Annotated in this window: 20 protein-coding genes and 1 riboswitch; of the genes, 8 read left to right on the forward strand and 12 right to left on the reverse strand. The window is 75.0% G+C overall.

Annotation, left to right across the window (positions count from 1 at the left end):
• Positions 1-155 precede the first annotated feature (155 nt).
• From AB0469_RS40030 to AB0469_RS40055, 6 genes are all read right to left on the reverse strand, one after another.
• Complete coding sequence (locus tag AB0469_RS40030; protein ID WP_366456534.1) at positions 156-1,034, reverse strand: ECF transporter S component; 879 nt, start codon at positions 1,032-1,034, stop codon at positions 156-158.
• Positions 1,031-3,097, reverse strand: a complete 2,067-nt coding sequence (locus AB0469_RS40035) for an ATP-binding cassette domain-containing protein (RefSeq protein WP_366456535.1) — start codon at positions 3,095-3,097, stop codon at positions 1,031-1,033. The genes AB0469_RS40030 and AB0469_RS40035 overlap by 4 nt, the downstream gene beginning before the upstream one ends.
• Positions 3,094-4,362 carry an energy-coupling factor transporter transmembrane protein EcfT gene (locus AB0469_RS40040; RefSeq protein WP_366456536.1) on the reverse strand — a complete coding sequence of 423 codons (1,269 nt, stop codon included), beginning with the start codon at positions 4,360-4,362 and terminating at the stop codon, positions 3,094-3,096. The genes AB0469_RS40035 and AB0469_RS40040 overlap by 4 nt, the downstream gene beginning before the upstream one ends.
• Positions 4,359-5,045, reverse strand: coding sequence for an SCO2322 family protein (locus tag AB0469_RS40045; protein WP_366456537.1), 687 nt, complete (start codon positions 5,043-5,045; stop codon positions 4,359-4,361). Before AB0469_RS40045 ends, AB0469_RS40040 begins: the two co-directional genes overlap by 4 nt.
• Complete coding sequence (locus AB0469_RS40050; protein ID WP_366456538.1) at positions 5,042-6,292, reverse strand: prenyltransferase/squalene oxidase repeat-containing protein; 1,251 nt, start codon at positions 6,290-6,292, stop codon at positions 5,042-5,044. The genes AB0469_RS40045 and AB0469_RS40050 overlap by 4 nt, the downstream gene beginning before the upstream one ends.
• A 130-nt stretch (positions 6,293-6,422) precedes the next feature.
• Positions 6,423-6,502, reverse strand: a riboswitch (cobalamin riboswitch).
• Between the two features lie 129 nt (positions 6,503-6,631).
• Positions 6,632-7,672 carry an MBL fold metallo-hydrolase gene (locus AB0469_RS40055; protein WP_366456552.1) on the reverse strand — a complete coding sequence of 347 codons (1,041 nt, stop codon included), beginning with the start codon at positions 7,670-7,672 and terminating at the stop codon, positions 6,632-6,634.
• A 210-nt stretch (positions 7,673-7,882) separates the two neighbouring features.
• On the opposite strand from AB0469_RS40055, the gene AB0469_RS40060 reads away from it, so the two are divergent.
• From AB0469_RS40060 to AB0469_RS40070, 3 genes are all read left to right on the forward strand, one after another.
• Positions 7,883-9,334, forward strand: a complete 1,452-nt coding sequence (locus AB0469_RS40060) for an aldehyde dehydrogenase (RefSeq protein WP_366456539.1) — start codon at positions 7,883-7,885, stop codon at positions 9,332-9,334.
• The gene (locus AB0469_RS40065; RefSeq protein ID WP_366456540.1) at positions 9,334-9,567 is read left to right on the forward strand and encodes a ferredoxin; all 234 of its coding nucleotides are present in this window, start codon (positions 9,334-9,336) and stop codon (positions 9,565-9,567) included. The genes AB0469_RS40060 and AB0469_RS40065 overlap by 1 nt, the downstream gene beginning before the upstream one ends.
• A gap of 230 nt (positions 9,568-9,797) precedes the next feature.
• Positions 9,798-9,989: a DUF1059 domain-containing protein gene (locus AB0469_RS40070; RefSeq protein ID WP_366456541.1), complete on the forward strand. Its 192-nt coding sequence runs from the start codon at positions 9,798-9,800 to the stop codon at positions 9,987-9,989.
• On the opposite strand, the gene AB0469_RS40075 is transcribed toward AB0469_RS40070, so the two are convergent.
• Positions 9,978-10,511 carry a hypothetical protein gene (locus AB0469_RS40075; protein ID WP_366456542.1) on the reverse strand — a complete coding sequence of 178 codons (534 nt, stop codon included), beginning with the start codon at positions 10,509-10,511 and terminating at the stop codon, positions 9,978-9,980. The genes AB0469_RS40070 and AB0469_RS40075 overlap by 12 nt on opposite strands.
• A gap of 79 nt (positions 10,512-10,590) precedes the next feature.
• On the opposite strand from AB0469_RS40075, the gene AB0469_RS40080 reads away from it, so the two are divergent.
• On the forward strand, positions 10,591-11,328 hold the full coding sequence (locus tag AB0469_RS40080; RefSeq protein WP_366456543.1) for a class I SAM-dependent methyltransferase: 738 nt from the start codon (positions 10,591-10,593) through the stop codon (positions 11,326-11,328).
• Positions 11,329-11,413: 85 nt separating this feature from the next.
• On the opposite strand, the gene AB0469_RS40085 is transcribed toward AB0469_RS40080, so the two are convergent.
• On the reverse strand, positions 11,414-12,058 hold the full coding sequence (locus AB0469_RS40085) for a TetR family transcriptional regulator (RefSeq protein ID WP_366456544.1): 645 nt from the start codon (positions 12,056-12,058) through the stop codon (positions 11,414-11,416).
• Positions 12,059-12,308: 250 nt separating this feature from the next.
• Between AB0469_RS40085 and AB0469_RS40090 the strand changes: the two genes are divergently transcribed.
• From AB0469_RS40090 to AB0469_RS40100, 3 genes are all read left to right on the forward strand, one after another.
• Positions 12,309-13,619, forward strand: coding sequence for a glycosyltransferase family 4 protein (locus AB0469_RS40090; protein ID WP_366456545.1), 1,311 nt, complete (start codon positions 12,309-12,311; stop codon positions 13,617-13,619).
• A 91-nt stretch (positions 13,620-13,710) separates the two neighbouring features.
• Positions 13,711-14,445, forward strand: coding sequence for a class I SAM-dependent methyltransferase (locus tag AB0469_RS40095; protein ID WP_366456546.1), 735 nt, complete (start codon positions 13,711-13,713; stop codon positions 14,443-14,445).
• Positions 14,442-15,530: a prenyltransferase gene (locus AB0469_RS40100; protein WP_366456547.1), complete on the forward strand. Its 1,089-nt coding sequence runs from the start codon at positions 14,442-14,444 to the stop codon at positions 15,528-15,530. The genes AB0469_RS40095 and AB0469_RS40100 overlap by 4 nt, the downstream gene beginning before the upstream one ends.
• 61 nt (positions 15,531-15,591) lie before the next feature.
• On the opposite strand, the gene AB0469_RS40105 is transcribed toward AB0469_RS40100, so the two are convergent.
• Complete coding sequence (locus AB0469_RS40105) at positions 15,592-15,894, reverse strand: hypothetical protein (RefSeq protein WP_366456548.1); 303 nt, start codon at positions 15,892-15,894, stop codon at positions 15,592-15,594.
• Positions 15,895-16,122: 228 nt separating this feature from the next.
• Between AB0469_RS40105 and AB0469_RS40110 the strand changes: the two genes are divergently transcribed.
• Complete coding sequence (locus AB0469_RS40110; protein ID WP_366456553.1) at positions 16,123-16,698, forward strand: hypothetical protein; 576 nt, start codon at positions 16,123-16,125, stop codon at positions 16,696-16,698.
• 65 nt (positions 16,699-16,763) lie between these two features.
• Here AB0469_RS40110 and AB0469_RS40115 read toward each other — a convergent pair whose 3' ends face one another.
• From AB0469_RS40115 to AB0469_RS40125, 3 genes are all read right to left on the reverse strand, one after another.
• Positions 16,764-17,774: an LLM class F420-dependent oxidoreductase gene (locus AB0469_RS40115; protein ID WP_366456549.1), complete on the reverse strand. Its 1,011-nt coding sequence runs from the start codon at positions 17,772-17,774 to the stop codon at positions 16,764-16,766.
• 175 nt (positions 17,775-17,949) lie between these two features.
• Entirely contained in the window at positions 17,950-18,735 is a 786-nt protein-coding gene (locus AB0469_RS40120) for a hypothetical protein (RefSeq protein WP_366456550.1), read from the reverse strand.
• 105 nt (positions 18,736-18,840) lie between these two features.
• On the reverse strand, positions 18,841-19,797 hold the full coding sequence (locus tag AB0469_RS40125) for an N-acetylmuramoyl-L-alanine amidase (RefSeq protein ID WP_366456551.1): 957 nt from the start codon (positions 19,795-19,797) through the stop codon (positions 18,841-18,843).
• Between the last annotated feature and the right edge of the window lie 262 nt (positions 19,798-20,059).

Here is a 20,059-nt window from a genome sequence, read left to right on the forward strand (position 1 = left end):
GCTGGCAACGCCCCCCTCCTACTAGCCGGCCTCGCAGGACGCGCCGCGAGGATCACCCGGGGCCGGGCAGACCGGTCCAGGTCGGGGGCGGTGCGAGGGGCGGGTGCGGGGGCTACTAGGCGGGGCCGGATGTGACGTGGGTCCTGTGGGCCGCCTCACCGGCAGGGGGGCCGGATCTCACCTTCCGTGTCCGGCCGGAGCCCCTCGGGTGCGTGTCCCGGGCCACTTCCGTCCGCCCGATCGAAGGAGACGGGTGCGTCGAACGCGGCTTTCCGGGTCGCCCGGCGCAGCGCCCGCAGCAGGGTGTTGCCGAGGGTGAGGGTCAGGACGACCGTCAGTGCGGCCCGCCCCAGGTCCCAGCCCAGCGAGGTCGCCAGGCAGTAGGCGAGGAAGCGGGCGAGGTTCTGGGGCACCGGGTCGCCCGGATGGAAGGAGACCCCCTGGCCCATGCCCTGGAGCAGCACCCAGCCCTGGAGGTTCATGACCGTCCCGTACGCGAACGAGCCCAGGAACCCGTACGCCGCGAGCAGCGCCAGCTCCGCCCGCCCCCGGATCCGCTCCGGCCCCGGCAGCAGCCCGGCGCCCAGCGAGAACCAGCCCAGGGCCAGCATCTGGAACGGCATCCACGGCCCCACCCCGCCCGTGAGCAGGGCGGACGCGAACATCGTGACGGCGCCGAGGACGAAGCCGAAGCCGGGGCCGAGGACGCGGCCGCTGAGCACCATCAGGAAGAACATGGGCTCCAGGCCGGCCGTGCCCGCGCCCAGCGGGCGCAGCGCGGCCCCGACGGCGGCGAGCACGCCGAGCATCGCCACCGCCTTGGCGTCCATCCCCTGGTCGGCGATGGTCGCGACGACGACGGCCACGAGGAGGGGGAGCAGCGCGGCGAAGAGCCAGGGGGCGTCCTGGGAGTGGGCCAGGCCCGACTGGGCGTCCGCGAGCAGCGGCCAGCCGAAGGCGGCGATGCCGATCAGGGTGACGAGGACCAGGGCCGCGGCGGCGCGGGGGCCGATGCGGACGGGGCGGGTGCTCATGGCGTGGCCTCCTCCGCGGTGTCGGTCGCGGTCGCGGTCGCGGTGTCGGTCGCGGTCTGGGTCTCGGTCGAGGTCTGCGTCGCGGCGTCCGCGGAGTTCAGGGCGGCGGCCACCTGGGGGACCGTGAGCCAGTGGTCCGGGGCCAGGATCTTGGCCACCTGCGGGGCGAAGGCGGGGGAGGACACCACGACCTCGGCCGTCGGCCCGTCCGCGACGATCTCGCCGCCCGCCAGGATGACGACGCGGTGGGCCAGCTCGGCGGCGAGCTCCACGTCGTGGGTGGCGAGGACGATGGCGTGGCCGTCGGCGGCCAGGGCCCGCAGGGTCTCGACGAGGCGGGCCTTGGCGGCGTAGTCCAGGCCGCGGGTGGGCTCGTCGAGGAGGAGCAGGGCGGGGCGGCCGGTCAGGACCAGGGCGAGGGCGAGCGTGAGGCGCTGGCCCTCGGACAGGTCCCGGGGGTGGGTGCCGTCCGGTACGTCGGGCAGCAGGGCGCTGACCAGGGCGCGGCAGGTCCCGGGCGCGGCCCCGGCGTCGGCGTCGGCCGCGGCGCACTCGGCGGCGACGGTGTCGGCGTAGAGGAGGTCGCGGGGCTCCTGGGGGACCAGGCCGACCCGGCGGACCATCTCCGCGGGCGGGGTGCGGTGGGGGGCGAGGCCGCCGACCGTCACCTGGCCGGTGGTCGGCGCGAGGGTGCCGGTGAGGGCGGCGAGGAGGGTGGACTTGCCGGCGCCGTTGCGGCCCATGAGGGCGATGGTCTCGCCGGGGGCGACGGTGAGGCCGATGTCGTGGAGGACCTCGGCCCGGCCGCGGCGGATACCGAGGTGGGTGGCGGTGGCGGTGGCGGTGGCGGTGGCCGCGGGGGTGCCGGGGCTGCCGGTGGGCGTGGGGGTGGTGGGCGTCGTGCCGGCCGGCCTGCGCCGGGTGAGGCGGGCCAGCAGGCCGGGGCGGGGGGTCGGCGTGGGTGCGGGTGCGGGTGTGGCTGCGGGGGGTGCCGCTGCGCGGAGCCGCTCCCCGCCCCGCCCTTCCACCGTTCCCCGGGGCGCTGCCCCGGACCCCGTTTCGGGGGCTCCGCCCCCGGGCCCTCCCCCGGCTACCGCCGGGGGTGCCCCCGGCGCCTCGGGCGCCGGCGGGGCGGGAAGGGACGGGGGTGCTGCCCCGGACCCTCCCCCGGCTACTGCCGGGGGTGCGCCCAGAACCCCGGGCGCCTGCGCCCCGGGCGCCGGCGGGGCCGTGTCCGTCGGGGTGCGGCCCGACAGGCGGGCGCGGAGCGGGGCCGCGGCGCGGCGGGCGTCGCGGACGGAGAGGGGGAGGGGGGTCCAGCCCGCCAGGCGGCCCAGGGAGACCACCGGGGGGTGGACCGGGGAGACGGCCATGACGTCGGACGGGGTGCCCAGGACGGGGGGCTCGCCGGGGGCCGGGAGGAGCAGGACGCGATCGGCGTACTGGACGACCCGCTCCAGGCGGTGCTCGGCCATCAGGACCGTCGTGCCCAGGTCGTGGACCAGCCGCTGGAGCACGGCCAGGACCTCCTCCGCCGCCGCCGGGTCCAGCGCGGAGGTGGGCTCGTCCAGGACCAGCACCTTCGGGTGCGTCGTCAGGACCGAGCCGATCGCCACCCGCTGCTGCTGGCCGCCGGAGAGGGTCGCGATCGGGCGGTCGCGCAGCTCGTTCAGGCCCAGCAGGTCGAGGGTCTCCTCCACCCGGCGGCGCATCACCGCGGGCGGCAGGCCCAGCGACTCCATGCCGTACGCCAGCTCGTCCTCGACCACGTCCGTCACGAAGTGGGCCGACGGATCCTGTCCGACCGTCCCCACCACGTCCGCGAGCTCGCGCGGCCGGTGCGTCCGGGTGTCGCGCCCGGCGACCGTCACCCGGCCCCGCAGCGTGCCGCCCGTGAAGTGCGGGACCAGCCCGGACACGGCCCCCAGCAGGGTCGACTTGCCGACCCCCGACGGGCCCACGAGCAGGGTCAGCTCCCCCTCCGGGAGGATGAAGTCGGCGTCGCGGAGGGACGGGCGCGCGGCGCCGTCGTACGTCACCGAGACCTGGTCGAAGCGGATCAACGGGACGTCTCCTCGGAGGAAAGGGAGGGTACGGGGGCCACGAACGCCGGGAGCAGGCCGATCAGGACCGCCGCCGCGGGCCACAGCGGCAGGCCCGGCGCCACCAGCGGGACCACGCCCGGCCGCAGCCCCTCGGGGTCCACCGACCCGGCGTGGACGAGGAGGGCCGCCACGGCCGCCCCCGACCCGGCGACCAGCCAGGCGCGCACCCCCCACCGGTCGGGCCGGTAACGGGTGCGGACGCTGCGCCGGCCGCCCAGCCGCAGCCCCGCGAGGGCCAGGGCCAGGCCGATGCCGAGCAGCGGCAGCCCGAACGCGGCGCCCTCCGCCGCGAGGAGCCCGTAGGTGCCCGCGCACATGCCGAGGAGCCCGCCCAGCGTGAGGGCGTTGGTGGTGTGCCGCACGCCCCGCGGGACCTGTGCCGTACGCCCGTACCCGCGCGCGTCCATCGACGCGGCGACGGCCACCGAGCGCTCCAGCGCGCCCTCCAGCACCGGCAGCCCGATCTGGAGGACGGCCCGCACCCCGCCGGTGGGACGGCCGCGCAGCCGGCGCGCGGTCCGCAGCCGGGCCACGTCCGCGACCATGTTCGGCGCGAAGGTCATGGCGACGACCACGGCCACGCCCGCCTCGTACAGGGCGGCGGGCAGCGACTTCAGCAGCCGGGCCGGATTGGCGAGGGCGTTCGCCGCACCCACGCAGATCAGCAGGGTCGCCAGCTTGGCCCCGTCGTAGAACGCGAAGACCAGCTGCTCGGCGGTGACCCGGCCGCCGAGGCGGATGCCCTGCGCCCACGCCGGAAGCGGTACCTCCGGCAGCGTGAACAGGACGTGCGCGCCGGGGATGGGGGATCCCAGCAGCACGGAGAACAGCAGCCGCAGTCCGACGACGAACAGCCCGAGCTTGACGAAGGCGCCGTACGAGCGCGCCCAGGGCGCCTCGGTGCGGCGGGCCGCGACCACGTACCCGGCGACGCCGACGACCAGCCCTAGCAGCAGCGGATTGGTCGTCCGGGAGGCGGCGGTGGCCAGCCCGAGGGCCCACAGCCACCAGGCACCCGCGTGCAGGGCGTTGCTCCGGCGGGCCTCGGGAGCCCGCCAGGGCCGTTCCTTCGTGTACGTCGCCCCGCGCTGCCCCCGACCGGCCCCGCCGGAACCGGCCCGGGGCGGCGGTACGACCGCAGCCTGCCGGCCGTGGGGGGTGCGGGCGGCGCGGGTCCCGCGCGGGGACCCGCCGGGTGCTCCCGTCCGTGCGGCGTCCGTCATCGCCGCCGGCGGCGGGACTGCCAGACGGCCGCCGCGCCCAGGGCGGCGACCGCCGCCGCGCCCGCGACCAGCCCGGCCGAGGGGCCGGAGCCGCCGCCCGAGGCGTGCGCGGGGGCTGAGGGGGCGGAGGACGCCGGGGCGGACGCCTTCGGCTCGGCGTCGGCGATGGGCTCGCCGCAGCCCGACCTCGGATAGCCGGAGATCGCGCACAGCAGCGCCGCGCCGTTGTAGCGCAGCGGCTTCGCCACCGACGCCAGCGCCTCCGCCGCCGTGGCGTCCGGGGCCACCTGGGCGCAGGCCGTGCGCGGGGCGTCCTGCGGCGGGGTCTCGCCGGCGGGAGCGTCCTCGGGCACCCCGAAGTCGACGACCAGGGCCACCCGCTTCCTGCCCTCGGCGGCGGGGGTCGCGCCGCAGACGGCCTCGAAGTCGGCGGCGGCGCGGGGCCGGGCGGCCTCGGCGGCGGCGTCCTTGCTCACCGAGAAGCGGAAACCGAGCGTGGCGCCGTCCGCGGGCCGAGCCGTCGAGGGGCCCTCGGTCGCGTACCCCCAGGTCCCGCCGGCGCCCTGCCAGAACGACCAGTAGCGGTAGCCCGCCGCGAGGGCGGGGGAGGCCGCGAACAGGGTCAGCAGCAGGCCCAGCGCGGCCAGCAGGCCCACCGGGACCCGCGAACGGCGGCGGCTCACAGCTCGTTCTTCTTGCGGCGGCCGCTCAGCAGGATGCCGATGCCCATGCCGGCCGCGGCGCCCGCGCCGATGATCCACCAGAGGCTCTGGCCGCCCGAGCCGGTCCCGCCCTTCTTGTTCTCCACCTTCTGCGCCTCGGCGTCCGGCTGCTGCGGGGCCGGGCCCGTCGCGTTCAGCGCCGCCACCAGGTCGACGCCGCCGAAGGCCTTCGGGTCGGCGCCCGTGGCGTGGGCGGTCAGGACCAGGGTGGCCAGGGCGGCCGGGTTGCGGTTGGACCAGGGCGCCGAGTTGTTCTTCAGCCACTCCAGCGCGCCGGAGGCGGCCTGCCGGTGGCCGGCCGCGGCGAGGACGATCACGGCGTCGGCGGTGTTGCCGACGTCGGGGGTCGGCTGGTCGGCGCCCGGGGTGACGGCCGTCAGGTGGCCGTCCTTCTTCAGGGCCTCCGCCAGGTAGCCGGCGGCGGCCCGGGCGGCGCCCGCCGGGTCGCCGGCGCCCGCCGGGCAGGCCAGCGGGGCGGCGGGGGTGTCCGTGGCGGCGGGCTCGACGAGGATGCCCCTGCCCAGGCCCGCCAGGGCGGCGGCGGCCGTGGCGTCGGCGTTGGCGGGGAGCTTGCCGTCGGCCGGCTGGTACCCGAAGGCACCCCGGTCGCCGGCGGGCTCCGCGGAGCAGCCCAGCTGGAAGGCGAGCAGGCCGTCGTAGGCGGACTTCCCGGCCTTCGACTTCACCTCGGCCGGCTTCTCGCCCGCCACCGCGAGCGCGCTGATCACGATCGAGGTGGAGCTGCCCTCGCTGGGGGAGCCGGGGGCGAAGGCCCAGCCGCCGTCCTCGTTCTGGACGGACTTCAGCCAGTCGGTGGCCTTCTTGACCTGCGCGTCCTTGCCGCCGAGCGCCTTCAGCGCCTGGACGGCGACGGCGGTGGCGTTCGTGTCGTACATGGTCGTCGCGTCGCAGGCCTTCGTCGCGTCCGCGCGGAAGGAGGCGAAGCCGCCGTTCGCGCACTGCTGGCCGGTCAGCCAGTCGACGGCCTGCGGGGCGGGCTTCTCGCCGACCGTCTGCTGGGCGAGCAGCGCGAGGGACTGGCGCCACACGCCGTCGTACGAGGGGTCGGCCTTGCCGAAGAGGCCCGACGGGACGACCGGCGGTGCGGAGGGGGCGGGCGGCGGCGTGTCGGCGAGGGCTGCGGGGGCGGCGCCCACGCAGAGCACGGCGGAAGCGGCGAGCGCGGCTGCGCTGCGGCGGACGTTCATGGCGGGGCGGGTGCCTCTCGTGCGGGGAGCGGGAGACGGGCACGCGCGGGCACCGGGCTCCGGCTCCGTTTACCTCGACGGTGCCGGCCGCCGGAGGCTCCGGCGGCACGAGCCGCGCACTTCCGGTACGGGGCAATCCGGCTTCCCGCCCCGCGTGCTGCGGGCCGGGTCACGGTTGCGGGTCAGCGCCGGATTCGCACCGGCTTCCCCCCGTACGGAGGTGTGGACGACGGCCTCACTCTACCGGCCCGTACCCCGTGGGCCCCGGGGCACCGGGGCCCCTCGCCCTGGGGCGGGCCCGCCGGCCGGACGGCGGGCCGCGCCGCTCACACCGCCCGCTCACACCGCCCGGTACGCCACCGGGTCGCTGCCGGGCACCGGCTCCGCCCGGCCCTGCTTCACCAGCCGCCGCAGATGGGCTTCCGCTTCCGAGACGGCGATGTTCCGGGAGCCGTACGGGATCTGCTCCCAGGGCCGGTTCCACTCCATCCGCTCCGCGAGGGCCCACGGGGTCAGCGGCTCGGCCGTCAGCAGCCGGCGCAGACCGGTCAGCCGCTCCTCGTGGTGCGCGAGGAGCTCCCGTACGCGGGCGGGGGCGTCGGTGAAGGCGTGCTGGTGCGCCGGGAGCACCTCGGCGGGCTCCAGGCGGCCGACGCGTTCGAGGGAGTCGAGGTAGTCGCCCAGGGGGTCGGTGACCCGGGTGTCCTCCGGGGCCTCGTACAGGCCGATGTGCGGGGAGATCCCGGGCAGCAGGTGGTCGCCGGAGAAGAGCCGGCCGTTGCCGGGCAGCCGGGCGGGGTGGGCCTCCTCCAGGTGCAGGCAGACGTGGCCGGGGGTGTGCCCCGGGGTCCAGATCGCCCGCAGCCGGCGCCCGGGCAGCGGAAGCAGCTCGCCGGGGACGATCTCCCGGTCGGGGACGGCGGCCCGCAGCCCGGGCAGGGTCCGCATCCGGCCGCTCTCCCGGGCCGCCCGCAGCGGGGCGAGGTGGGCCTCGGGGGCTCCGGCGGCGGCCAGCTTCCCGCTCATGTAGTCGAACCAGACGCCCGGCTCGGCCGAGCGGGTCCGCAGCACCACCTCGGTGTCGGCGGCGTGCATGGCGATCCACGCCCCGGAGGCCTCCCGGACCTTCCCGGACAGGCCGTGGTGGTCGGGGTGGTGGTGGGTGATGACCACGCCGTGCACGTCGCCGACGGCGAGGCCGAGCGCGTCGAGCCCGGCGGCGAGGGCGTCCCAGGAGCCGGGGTCGTCCCAGCCGGTGTCGACGAGGACCGGGCCGGCGCCGGTGTCGAGGACGTGGACGAGGGTGTGCCCGAGGGGGTTGTCGGGGATGGGGACCTTGATGCCCCAGACGCCCCCGCCGTGGTCGGTGACCGGTGACATGACCTCTGACATGGGGGCTCCCTGACTGACTCGGTCCCGCTCCGACGAGAACACGTTCCATTGGTAGCCCAAGTCGACCATGTGGCAGCCGTTCTGACCAGCCGTCGGATCTTCCGGCGCCCCGGTCCGCACCGTGGACTCCTGGAACTAGAACTGGTATCAGTTCTGCGACATCGGTGAGATCGTGCGCAGCCCCTGGAGGCACCGGACATGACCGAGCTCGTGGAACACGGACAACTGTTCATCGGCGGGGAATGGACCGATCCGCTGGGCACCGACACCATCCGGGTCGTCTCCCCCCACACCGAGCAGGTCATCGGCAGCGTCCCGCACGCCTCCGCGGCCGACGTCGACCGGGCCGTCGCCGCCGCCCGCAAGGCCTTCGACGAGGGCCCCTGGCCCCGGCTCACCCTCGACGAGCGCATCGCCGTCGTCTCCCGCATCAAGGACGCCATCACCGTCCGGCACGAGGAGATAGCCCGCTCCATCAGCTCCCAGAACGGCTCCCCGTACTCCTGGAGCGTCCTCGCCCAGGCCCTCGGCGCGATGATGGTCTACGACGCCGCCATCACCGTCGCCCGCGACTACCCGTACGAGGAACGCCGCCAGGGCGCACTCGGCCCCATCCTCGTGCGCCGCGAACCGGTCGGGGTCGTCGCCGCCGTCATCCCCTGGAACGTCCCGCAGTTCGTGGCCGCCGCGAAGCTCGCCCCGGCGCTGCTCACCGGCTCCTCGGTCGTCCTCAAGCCCTCGCCCGAAGCCCCGCTGGACTCCTTCATCCTGGCCGACATCGCCCGGGAGGCCGGACTGCCCGAGGGCGTGCTGTCGGTCCTGCCCGCCGACCGCGAGGTCAGCGAGTACCTGGTCGGGCACCCCGGCATCGACAAGGTCGCCTTCACCGGCTCGGTCGCGGCCGGCAAGCGGGTGATGGAGGTCGCCGCCCGCAACCTGACCCGGGTCACCCTCGAACTCGGCGGCAAGTCCGCCGCCGTGATCCTGCCCGACGCCGACCTGGAGTCCGCCGTCGCCGGGATCGTCCCCGCCGCCTGGATGAACAACGGCCAGGCCTGCGTGGCCCAGACCCGGATCCTCGCCCCGCGCAGCCGCTACGGGGAGGTGGCCGAGGCCCTCGCGGCGGCGGCCGGCGCCCTCGTCGTCGGCGACCCCCTCGACCCGGCGACCCAGCTCGGCCCGCTCGTCGCCCGGCGCCAGCAGCAGCGCTCCCTCGACTACATCCGCATCGGCCAGGAGGAGGGGGCCAAGGTCCTCGCCGGCGGCGGCCGCCCGGCGGGCCTGGAACGCGGCTGGTACGTCGAACCCACCCTCTTCGGCGACGTCGACAACTCGATGCGCATCGCCCGCGAGGAGATCTTCGGCCCGGTGGTCTGCCTGATCCCCTACGGGGACGAGGCGGAGGCCGTACGCATCGCCAACGACTCCGAGTTCGGCCTCAGCGGCAGCGTCTGGACCGCCGACACCGGCCGCGGCGTCGACTTCGCCCGCCGCATCCGCACCGGCACCTTCAACGTCAACACCTTCAGCCTGGACATGCTCGGCCCGTTCGGCGGCTACAAGAACAGCGGTGTCGGACGGGAGTTCGGCCCGGAAGGCCTCGGCGAGTACCTGGAGCACAAGATGATCCACCTGCCGGCGGGCTCCTGATGGGCGACCGCTGGCAGGTGGAGGTGGACCGGGGCGTCTGCATCGGCTCGGGCATGTGCGTGAACCACGCCCCGGACGCCTTCGTCCTCGACGCGGCCCGCCAGTCCCACCCACGCGCCCCGCGGACGGACGCCAACGAACCCACCCTCACGGCGGCGGAGGGCTGCCCGGTGGAGGCCATCCTGATCACCCTGGCGGCCACCGGGGAGCCGGTGTTCCCGCCGGAGGACTGACCCCGGGCGGGCCGGAGCCGACCGGCTCCGGCCCGACGCGCCCCACCCGGCATCTCCGGCGGGATCCGGCCCGGCCCGTGGATCGACGCCATCGGATCCGGCTCCGCCCTCGTCTCCGACGGCACCCTCCGGCCGGGCGGCGGCCGACCGGCGGCCCGGCTTTCCTCCCGGTGGCGATCGGAGGATCGTAGGGGGTGTGACCGGTAGGCATCGCCACTGGGAGGTGCGTCATGCGCAAGGTCATGGACTGCAGGGAGTACCCCAGCGAGATCGGGTGCACCCTGACGATCACCGGCGAGGAAGACGAGGTCATGGGCGCGGCCGTCCAGCACGCGGTCGCCGTGCACGGCGAGGAGGACACCCAGGAGTTCCGCGACGCGCTGCGCGGCATGCTGAAGCCCGAGGTGACCTCAGGGGTGTGACGGCCGGACGAGTTCCTCCAGCGCCGCGCGCGCGGTGAAGGACTCGAAGAGGGCCACGGACGGCCCCTGCGCGGAGGCCAGGACGCCGTAGTACTCGGGCAGGTAGGAGAGGTCCCCCCAGGGCTCCTCCACGTACGCCCGCACCAGGAGCCGCCCTGATCCCGTGGACCGGATCCACGGGATCAGGACGCAGTCGGCCAGCGCGGGGTCGATGAGCCCGGGGCCGTCCAGGGGAAGGGTGTCCGGCCGCTCGACCAGCTCCAGCGCAGCCGGACGGCCGTCACCGGGGCAGTCCCTCAGCCGCCCGGCGACGGCCTGCCGCATCCCCCACGCCTCCGCCACCACGGACAGCTCCGCCCGGGTGTCCTCACCGATCCGCACCCGGTGCCGCAGGAGGGCGTCCACCAGGTACTCGACGCCCGCCTCCTGCTCTCCGACCTCCCAGCACGTCCGCACCTCGTCGGCGTCGGCGTCGGGCAGCAGCGCGGCGAAACGGTCCCAGACCTCGGCTTCATCGATCACCCGCAGAGGCTAGCGGCCCCCGTCGGCACCGCGGGGAAAACGGGGTGCGGGCACGCCCTCCCCCTGCGAGGCTGCGCCGGTGAACCGCGAACAGATGTCCAAGATCGCCCATACCCACCACCCCATCAAGTCCCCCTTGGACGACGGCTCCGTGAGCCGCCTCCTGGCCCACGCCCTCCCGCGCGGCGACGAACGCGTCCTGGACCTCGGCTGCGGCGGAGGCGAATGGCTGCTGCGCGCCCTGACCACGCACCCGCACCTGCGGGCCGAGGGCGTGGACATCTCCGAGTCCGACCTGGCGGAGGCCCGCCAGAAGGCCGTCCGCCTCGGCATCGACGACCGCCTGGCCCTCCACTGCCGGAAGGCCGAGGAGTTCTCCTCCCCCCACCGCTTCGACCTGGTCCTGTGCATCGGCTCGACCCACGCCCTCGGCGGCCTCCTCCCCACCCTCGAAGCCGCCCGCGACCACCTGGCCCCCGGCGGCCGCGTCCTGATCGGCGACGGCTTCTGGGAACGCGACCCCTCCCCGGAGGCGGTGGAGGTGCTGGGCGACTTCGCCGACCTCGCCACCACGGTCGACCGCATCACCGCCGCCGGCTGGACCCCCGTCCAGGGCCACGTCAGCACCCGCCAGGAGCTGGACGACTACGAGTGGGCGAACTGGGGCACCCTGGCCTCCTGGGCCCTGGACCACCCCACCCACCCGGACGGCCCCGAGGTCCTCGCCTGGGCCACGACCCGCCGCGCGGAATGGCTCCGCACCTACCGCGACACCTGGGGCTTCGCCACCCTCCTCCTCCGCCCCACCCCGTCCTGACCCGCCGGCCCGCAGACGGGAAGGCGGGTGGGCGAGGAGACGGCGGGCCCGCGCCGTGGCAGGCCGTCGCCCCCTGACAACCCGATCAGGACTTTTCCGGGGCCGTCAGGTCGATCAGGCGGCACACGGTCTCGATGTCTATCTTCACCTGCGCGATGGACGCCCGCCCAGAGAGCCAGGTGATCAGGGCCGAGTGCCAGGTGTGTTCGATGACGCGGACCGCCGAGAGCTGTTCCGGTGTCGGCGGGGCGTCCAGGCCCATCGCGTCGAGGATGATGGCCGTGGTCAGCCGGGAGACCGTGTCCACCTCCGGGCTCACGCTGCGGTCCGCGAACGTCAGGGCGCGGACCATGGCGTCCGCCAGGTGCGGCTCCCGCTGGAGCGCCCGGAACGCGCGCATCAGGGTCTCCGCGACCCGTTCCGCCGGCTCCTCGCCCGCCGGGGGCCGCTTGCGCAGGGTGGTGTGCATGTGCTGGAGCTGGTCCTGCATGGTCGCGACGAGCAGGTGCACCTTGGACGGGAAGTACCGGTACAACGTGCCCAGCGCGACCTGCGACGACTCCGCGACCTCCCGCATCTGCACGGCGTCGAAGCCGCCCCGGCTGGCCAGCTGTGCGCTCGCGTGCAGGATCCGGCGACGGCGCGCCTCCTGGCGCTCCGTCAGGGGAGGGGACGCCGGGCCGGCCGGGGTGGTCGCCGGTTTCGTGACGGCCTTCGCTTCCGCTGTCATGTGTCCCGTTCCTGGCGTTCCGTGTCGTTGCGGGTGCTGCTTCGGGATGAACCGGTGACGGCTCCGGAAGCCAGCATGTCAGGCCTCGCGCCGGGCGTCCGAGCCGTGGCGCGAATCACCTGCTCCACCTCTTACGGTGTGGTTTCCGGCCGGTAGATTCAATGCTCTTCGACGGATCAAGTCTGAAACTTGTTCTACATTATCCGAGCGGTTACGCTCCGGCGACAGCGCAGGGAGAAGGGGGCCGAGAGTGACCGCAGAGGCCATGGTGACGAGCCCTTTCGCGGGTTCCGCCACCGACGGCGAACGGCCGTTGCGCATCGCACTGCTCACCTATAAGGGGAACCCGTTCTGCGGCGGCCAGGGCGTCTACGTCCGGCACCTCTCCCGCGAGCTCGTGAAGCTCGGACACTCCGTCGAGGTCATCGGCGCGCAGCCCTACCCGGTGCTCGACACCGGTGCCACGCTCACCGAGCTGCCGAGCCTGGACCTCTACCGCAGCCCCGACCCGTTCCGCACGCCCAAGCGCGACGAGTACCGGGACTGGATCGACGCCCTCGAGGTCGCGACCATGTGGACCGGCGGGTTCCCGGAGCCGCTGACCTTCTCGCTGCGCGCCCGGCGCCACCTCCTGTCCCGCGCGGGCGAGTTCGACGTCATCCACGACAACCAGACCCTCGGCTACGGGCTGCTCGGCGACCTCGGCGCGCCGCTGGTGACGACCATCCACCACCCCATCACCGTCGACCGCAAGCTCGACCTCGCCGCCGCCAAGGACCGCAAGAAGCGCGCCTCCGTGCGCCGTTGGTACGCGTTCACGCGCATGCAGGGCCGCGTCGCCCGCCGCCTGCCCTCCGTCCTGACGGTCTCCGGCTCCTCCCGGCAGGAGATCGCCGAGCACCTGGGCGTCCGCGACGACCGCATCCACGTCGTCCACATCGGCGCCGACACCGACCTGTGGTCGCCGGACCCGTCCGTGGCCGAGGTCCGCGGCCGCATCGTGACGACCTCCAGCGCGGACGTCCCGCTCAAGGGCCTCGTCCACCTCGTCGAGGCGCTCGCCAAGCTGCGCACCGAACAGCCCGACGCGCACCTCGTCGTCGTCGGCAAGCGCGCCGAGAGCGGGCCGGTCGCCCGCGCGATCGAGAAGTACGACCTCCAGGACGCGGTGCGCTTCGTCAAGGGCATCACCGACGCCGAGCTCGTCGACCTCGTGCGCAGCGCCCAGGTCGCCTGCGTGCCCTCCCTCTACGAGGGCTTCTCGCTCCCGGCGGCCGAGGCCATGGCCACCGGCACCCCCCTCGTCGCCACCACCGGCGGGGCCATCCCCGAGGTGGCCGGCCCCGACGGGGAGACCTGCCTGGCCGTGCCGCCCGGTGACGCGGGGGCGCTGGCCGCGGCCCTGGGCCGGATGCTGGGCGACGCCGGCCTGCGCGCCCGTCTCGGGGCGGCCGGGCGGGAGCGGGTCCTGGCCCGGTTCACCTGGGCCAGAGCCGCCGAGGGCACCGCGGCCCACTACCGGGCCGCGATCGCGCGCTCCGCCGCCGCCCGGACCCGGTGAACGGCGCCCCGCCGAGCACCGTGCGTACGTCATCTCAACCGCTCCATCCGCACCACCCTTCTCACCCCCGTGACCGCGAAGGCAGGACCCCGTGCTGACCGTCGATTTCTCCCGGTTCCCGCTCGCCGCCGGCGACCGCGTGCTCGATCTGGGCTGCGGCGCAGGCCGGCACGCCTTCGAGTGCTACCGGCGCGGCGCCCAGGTCGTCGCCGTCGACCGCAACGGCGAGGAGATCCGCGAGGTCGCCAAGTGGTTCGCCGCCATGAAGGAGGCCGGTGAGGCCCCGGCCGGCGCCACCGCCACCGCCATGGAGGGCGACGCCCTGGCCCTGCCCTTCCCCGACGAGTCCTTCGACGTCGTCATCATCTCCGAGGTGATGGAGCACATCCCCGACGACAAGGGCGTCCTCGCCGAGATGGTGCGCGTGCTCAAGCCGGGCGGCCGCATAGCGGTCACCGTCCCGCGCTACGGTCCGGAGAAGATCTGCTGGGCGCTGTCCGACGCCTACCACGAGGTCGAGGGCGGCCACATCCGCATCTACAAGGCGGACGAACTGCTCGGCAAGATGAAGCAGGCCGGCCTCAAGCCGTACGGCACCCACCACGCGCACGGCCTGCACTCCCCGTACTGGTGGCTCAAGTGCGCCTTCGGCGTGGACAACGACAAGGCGCTGCCGGTCAAGGCGTACCACAAGCTCCTGGTCTGGGACATCATGAAGAAGCCCCTCGCGACCCGCCTCGCCGAGCAGGCCCTGAACCCGCTCATCGGCAAGAGCTTCGTGGCGTACGCGACCAAGCCCCACCTCCCCGTCGGCGCGGCCCAGTGAGCTCGCCGGGGCGCACCGTACCCGAACACCTCGTCCTGGACGGCGTGCTGACCGCCGAGCAGGCGGCGAAGACGGTGGAGGGGATACTCGCCGTGCAGCGCGCCGACGGGGCCATACCGTGGTTCCGCGGCCACCACCTCGACCCGTGGGACCACACCGAGGCCGCGATGGCCCTGGACGCGGCGGGCGAGCACGAGGCGGCGGAACGGGCCTACGTCTGGCTGGCCCGCCACCAGAACCCGGACGGCTCCTGGTACGCGGCCTACGCGGACCGGCCCGAGGGGGTGGACACCGCCGAACCGCAGGACGCGGGCCGCGAGTCCAACTTCGTCGCGTACATCGCCGTCGGCGTCTGGCACCACTACCTGGCGACCGGGGACGACACCTTCCTGGACCGGATGTGGCCGGCGGTCGTCGCGGCCGTCGAGTTCGTCCTCGGCCTCCAGCAGCCCGGCGGCGAGATCGGCTGGAAGCGGGAGCCGGACGGCACGGCCGTCACCGACGCCCTGCTGACCGGCTCCTCCTCCATCCACCAGGCGCTGCGCTGCGCCCTGGCCATCGCCGACCACCGCGGTGACCCGCAGCCCGACTGGGAGCTGGCGGCGGGCGCGCTGGCGCACGCGATACGCAGGCACCCGGAGCGGTTCCTGGACAAGTCCCGGTACTCGATGGACTGGTACTACCCGGTACTGGGCGGCGCCCTGACGGGTGCGGAGGCGAAGGCGCGCGTCGAGGAGCGCTGGGACGAGTTCGTCGTCCCGGACCTGGGGGTGCGGTGCGTGCTGCCGAACCCGTGGGTGACGGGCGGGGAGTCCTGTGAGCTGGCGCTCACCCTGTGGGCGATGGGGGAGTCGGACCGGGCGCTGGAGATCCTGCGCTCGATCGGCCACCTGCGCGCCGAGAACGGCATGTACTGGACGGGCTACGTCTTCGAGGACCGGGCCGTGTGGCCGGTGGAGCAGACGGCCTGGACGGCGGGCTCGCTGCTGCTGGCCGTGGCCGCGCTGGGCGGGGACGAGGCGACCACGGAGGTGTTCGGCGGCGAGCGGCTCCCGCCGGGCATGGACCCGGGCTGCTGCGCGTAGCGACCGCCCTGCGGGCAGGGGGCCCCGCCCGCGCAGGGCGGGCCCCCGTCCCGGGGCGGGGTCAGGCGCGGCGCAGGAGGCGGGCCAGGGCGTGGCCCGCCACCAGGTAGACGACGGCGGCGATGCCGTAGCCGACGATCACCTGTGCCCAGTGGCGGCTGAGGTGGAAGATGTCGAGCGACCAGCCCGCCAGCCAGGTCGCCGCGTCGTGGAACCACTGGACGACCTCGTTGGAGCGGTTCGCGCCCAGCAGGTCCATCACGATCCACACGATGATGACCAGTGCCACGGCGTCGGCGGCCAGTGCCACGATCCGGCCGGCCGACCAGCCGGCCCGGCGTCCTGCGATGCTTTCTCCGTGCATGCCGGGCGTCTTGCCGTTCCTGCACGGTTGAAACCCGTACCGTCGCGGGAGCCCTCCCCGGTCCCTCCCCGGCCCCCGGCGTCTCCGAACGGGTGACCCGAGTGGCGGGGCCGTGGCGGCCGGGTGAGGCTGCGGGGGACACCCCAGCCACCGGAGGCAGCCGTGCGCGTACCCAGCACCGTCCGATTCCGCCGCGCCGTGGCGGCCGTGGTCCTGTCCACCTCGCTGCTGGCCGGCGCGACCGCGTGCGGCACCGGTGGCGACCGGGGCATGCGGGAGGAGGCCTCGTCGGCCGCGACGGCGGCGGAGCTGGCCGCCCTCGCGGTGGCGGAGCCGGAGGCTGCCGAGGCCGACGCGCTGGCCGCGGCGACGCCGGAGCCGAGCACGTCGGCGGAGCGGCAGAAGTTCGCCAAGACGCGCTTCGTCGCCAACGCCGGGCTCGCGGCGGGTGCCACCTACCAGTGGATCATCAAGCCGTACCGGGCCGGCAAGTTCAAGAAGGGTGCGAAGGGCCGTACCTTCGCGCTGATCAAGGCGGGTCTCGCGGGCGCGTTCGCGTACAACCGGCTGAAGGCGGCGGCCGAGAACGCCCAGGGCGACCCGCTGCTGTCGAAGGCCATGGTCCCGCTGGCGGCGGGCATCGACTCCCTCAAGAACCTGGGCACCAAGCTGCGCAAGGGCGCCGCGGGCGATGCCGACATCAGCTCCTTCGAGAACGTGATCAGCGGGGTGAAGGAGGCCGGGAAGAGCGCGGGCGCCCCGGTGACCGACCAGGTGCCGAGCGTCTCCCAGCTGGGCGGCTGACCGCCCGGCAGTCCTGGGCCGCGTCCTTCGGACCGGGCCGGGCGGCCTGGTCCCGGAGGCGCGGCCTAGCCGTTCAGTTCGGCCAGGACGCGGAGGGTGTGCGGGTCCGGGGCGGTGACCAGGAGGTCGGTGACCGGGCCCCTGCGCCACAGCTCCAGCCGTTCCGCGATCCGTTCGCGGGGGCCGACCAGGGAGATCTCGTCGGCGAAGGCGTCCGGGACGGCGAGGACCGCCTCCTGCCGGCGCCCGGCCAGGAACAGCTCCCGGATCCGCCGGGCCTCGGCCCCGTAGCCCATCCGGGCCATCAGGTCGGCGTGGAAGTTGCGGGCCGCGTGGCCCATCCCGCCGATGTAGAAGCCCAGCATCGCCTTGACCGGGAGCAGGCCCTCGGCGACGTCGTCGCAGACGTGGGCCCGGGCCATCGGCGCGATCATGAACCCTTCGGGCAGGCCGGCCAGGGAGGCCTGGTAGACGTCCGTGCGGGTCGGGGACCAGTACAGCGGTAGCCAGCCGTCGGCGATCCGGACCGTCTGGGCGATGTTCTTCGGCCCCTCCGCCCCCAGCAGCAGCGGGAGGTCCGCGCGCAGCGGGTGGGTGATGGGCTTGAGGGGCTTGCCGAAACCGGTGCCGTCGTCCCCGCGGTAGGGGTGGGCGTGGAAGCGGCCGTCCAGCGCCACCGGGCCCTCGCGGCGCAGCACCTGGCGCACGACGTCGACGTACTCGCGGGTCGCGGTGAGCGGGCTCGCGGGGAACGGGCGCCCGTACCAGCCCTCCACCACCTGGGGGCCGGACAGTCCCAGGCCCAGCATCATCCGGCCGCCGGAGAGGTGGTCCAGGGTGAGGGCGTGCATGGCGGTGGCGGTGGGGGTGCGGGCGGCCATCTGGGCGATGGCGGTGCCCAGGCGGATGCGGGAGGTGTGCGCGGCGATCCAGGTGAGCGGGGTGAAGGCGTCGGAGCCCCACGCCTCGGCGGTCCACACCGAGTCGTAGCCCAGGCGCTCGGCCTCGGTGGCGAGGTCGAGGTGGGACGGGGCGGGTCCGCGGCCCCAGTAGCCGAGTGCGAGTCCGAGGCGCATGTACGGTCCCCTCCGCGATGGCCGGCGGCGTATCTGACGCTGTATCAGATCCGTGTGTCCGGGCGACTGTAGGGCACGCGGGTTCCGCCGGGAAGGGCGGCGGCCCCCCGCCCGTGGGGGGCGGGGGGCCGTCGGTGCGCGGACGTGCGCTGACGTGCGCGGAAGCGCTCGGGCGTCAGCCGCGCTGGATGCCCGAGGTGTCGTTCAGGACGCCGCGGCGGCCGTCCTGGGTCTGGGCGATCAGCGTGGACGGGCCGCGCTGGTCGACGGCCAGGTACCAGGTGCCCGGGGCGAGCTCCGCGATCGGGGTGGGGGCGCCGTCCTCGGGGAAGAGGGGCCGGGCCACCGGCACCGCGAACCAGAACGGCGTGAAGTCCGCGGCCGGGAAGCCGGCGCCGGCCGACTCCTGCGGGGTGCCCCCGTACGGCGGGGCCGGCTGCGGGCTGGCCCCGTAGCCCTGGGGCTGCTGGCCGCCCGGGTAGCCGTAGCCGGTGCCGGGCTGGCCCCCGTACGGCTGGGCGGTGACGGGCTTGGGCTCCGGCACCAGCGGGCCGGCGAGCGCGGGGACCTTCGCGCCGGCGACGGCCACGCCCGCCAGGGCGAGCGCGGCGAGGAACGCCAGGATGCTGCCGGCCCCCAGGTCGGCCCGCGAGGGGGTGGTGATCAGCGACCACAGGGCGTTCCAGGCGGCGGCCACGGCCAGCACCGTGCCCCAGGCCGTCAGCGGCAGCCCGCCGAGCTTGCGGCCCTCGGGCTGGAAGCGGGCGCCGACCAGCAGGCCCGCCGCGATGAAGCCGGTCAGGAAGACGGCAGGGAGGGCCAGTCCGTAGACATCGGTGTCCCACGCACTCGGGAGGTCGGCGCCGGTGACGGAGTAGAAATCGAGGAACGAGGCGATGAACAGCAGCGCCGCTGCTCCGATCACCACGCCGTCGCCTCGAGTGAGGGAGCGGATGTTCACGTCTCTGGTGTCCTTCTCGGTCTTGGCAGGGGCGGATCGGGCGCCCCCATGGTACGGAGGTTTCCGCGGCCGAGAGGAACGGGGCGGCGGGGGCCGCCCGGCGCACTACCCGCCGAGGAAGCCGGTGATGCCGTCCGCGATGCCCTGGGCCGCCTTCTGTCGCCACTCCGGACTCGTCAGTTGCGCCGCGTCCTTGTCGTCACGCATGTTGCCGCATTCGATGAACACCTTGGGCCGGGTCGAGAGATTGAGCCCGCCCAGATCGTCGCGGACCACCAACCCGGTGCCGCCGCCGAGGTAGTTGGCGGGGGAGGAACCGGTGGTGCGGGCGAAGTTGGAGGCGAGGCGCTCCCCGAGGTCGCGGGAGGGGCCCAGGATCTTCGCGGTGTCGGCCGCGCCGCCCTTGACCCGGGCCGGGAGGATGACGTGGAAGCCGCGGTTGCCGGCGGAGGCGCCGTCGGCATGGACGGAGACGACGGCGTCGGCCGCGGCCTCGTTGCCGATCCGGGCCCGCTCGTCGATGCAGGGGCCCCAGGGGCGCTCGCCGTCGTGGGTCAGGACCACCTTGGCGCCCTTGGCCTCCAGCAGGGTGCGCGCCCGGTGGGCGACGTCGAGGGAGAACTCGGCCTCCATGTAACCGGAGTTGGTGGTGGTTCCGGTGGTGTCGCACTCCTTGCGGTTGGTGCCGATGTCCACCTGCCGGTCGATCTCCCGGCCGTGCTGGAAGTTCCCCGTGTTGTGCCCGGGGTCGATGACGACGGTCCGGCCGGCCAGCGGGCCCTTGGCGGGGGCCGCCGCCGGGGCCGCGGGCGGCCTGCTGGGGGAGGCGCTGGGCTTGGCGTCCGCCGCGGCGGCGGGGGAGGCGGCGGGCCGCGCCCCCGCGGGCTGCGGGGCGCCGGAGCCCGGGCCGGCCAGCACCTGGGTCAGCACCCAGCCCGCCAGGCAGGTCGGGGCCAGGGCGGCGAGCCCCACCGCGAGGGCGGGCCGGCGCGCGAACCAGGGCCGGTCGGGGCTGACGGAGGAGGCGGACTCGGGCGGCGGGGGGCTGTCGTCGTAGCGCACGTCGCGATGCTAGAACGCCCGGCCGGTGCCCTCCCGCACCCTGCGCCATCCGAGGGCGTGGTCCGATAGTCGTTCCGGTGGGCCCGTACGGGCCCCGGCCGCCGGGTGCCGGACGCCCCCGTCCGGGGGAGTGCCCGGCCGGGAGCGCGGATCCCGCGGGCGGGCCGCTAGGTGTTCTGTCCAGGGAGGTTGTGGACGGGTGATGCAGGTCTCGGCTGAGACGGCTTGAACGGGTGAGGGCCTCCCGGGTTCGGTGTGGATT

The sequence above is a fragment of the Streptomyces sp. NPDC093801 genome (assembly GCF_040701585.1).
Classification (GTDB): domain Bacteria; phylum Actinomycetota; class Actinomycetes; order Streptomycetales; family Streptomycetaceae; genus Streptomyces.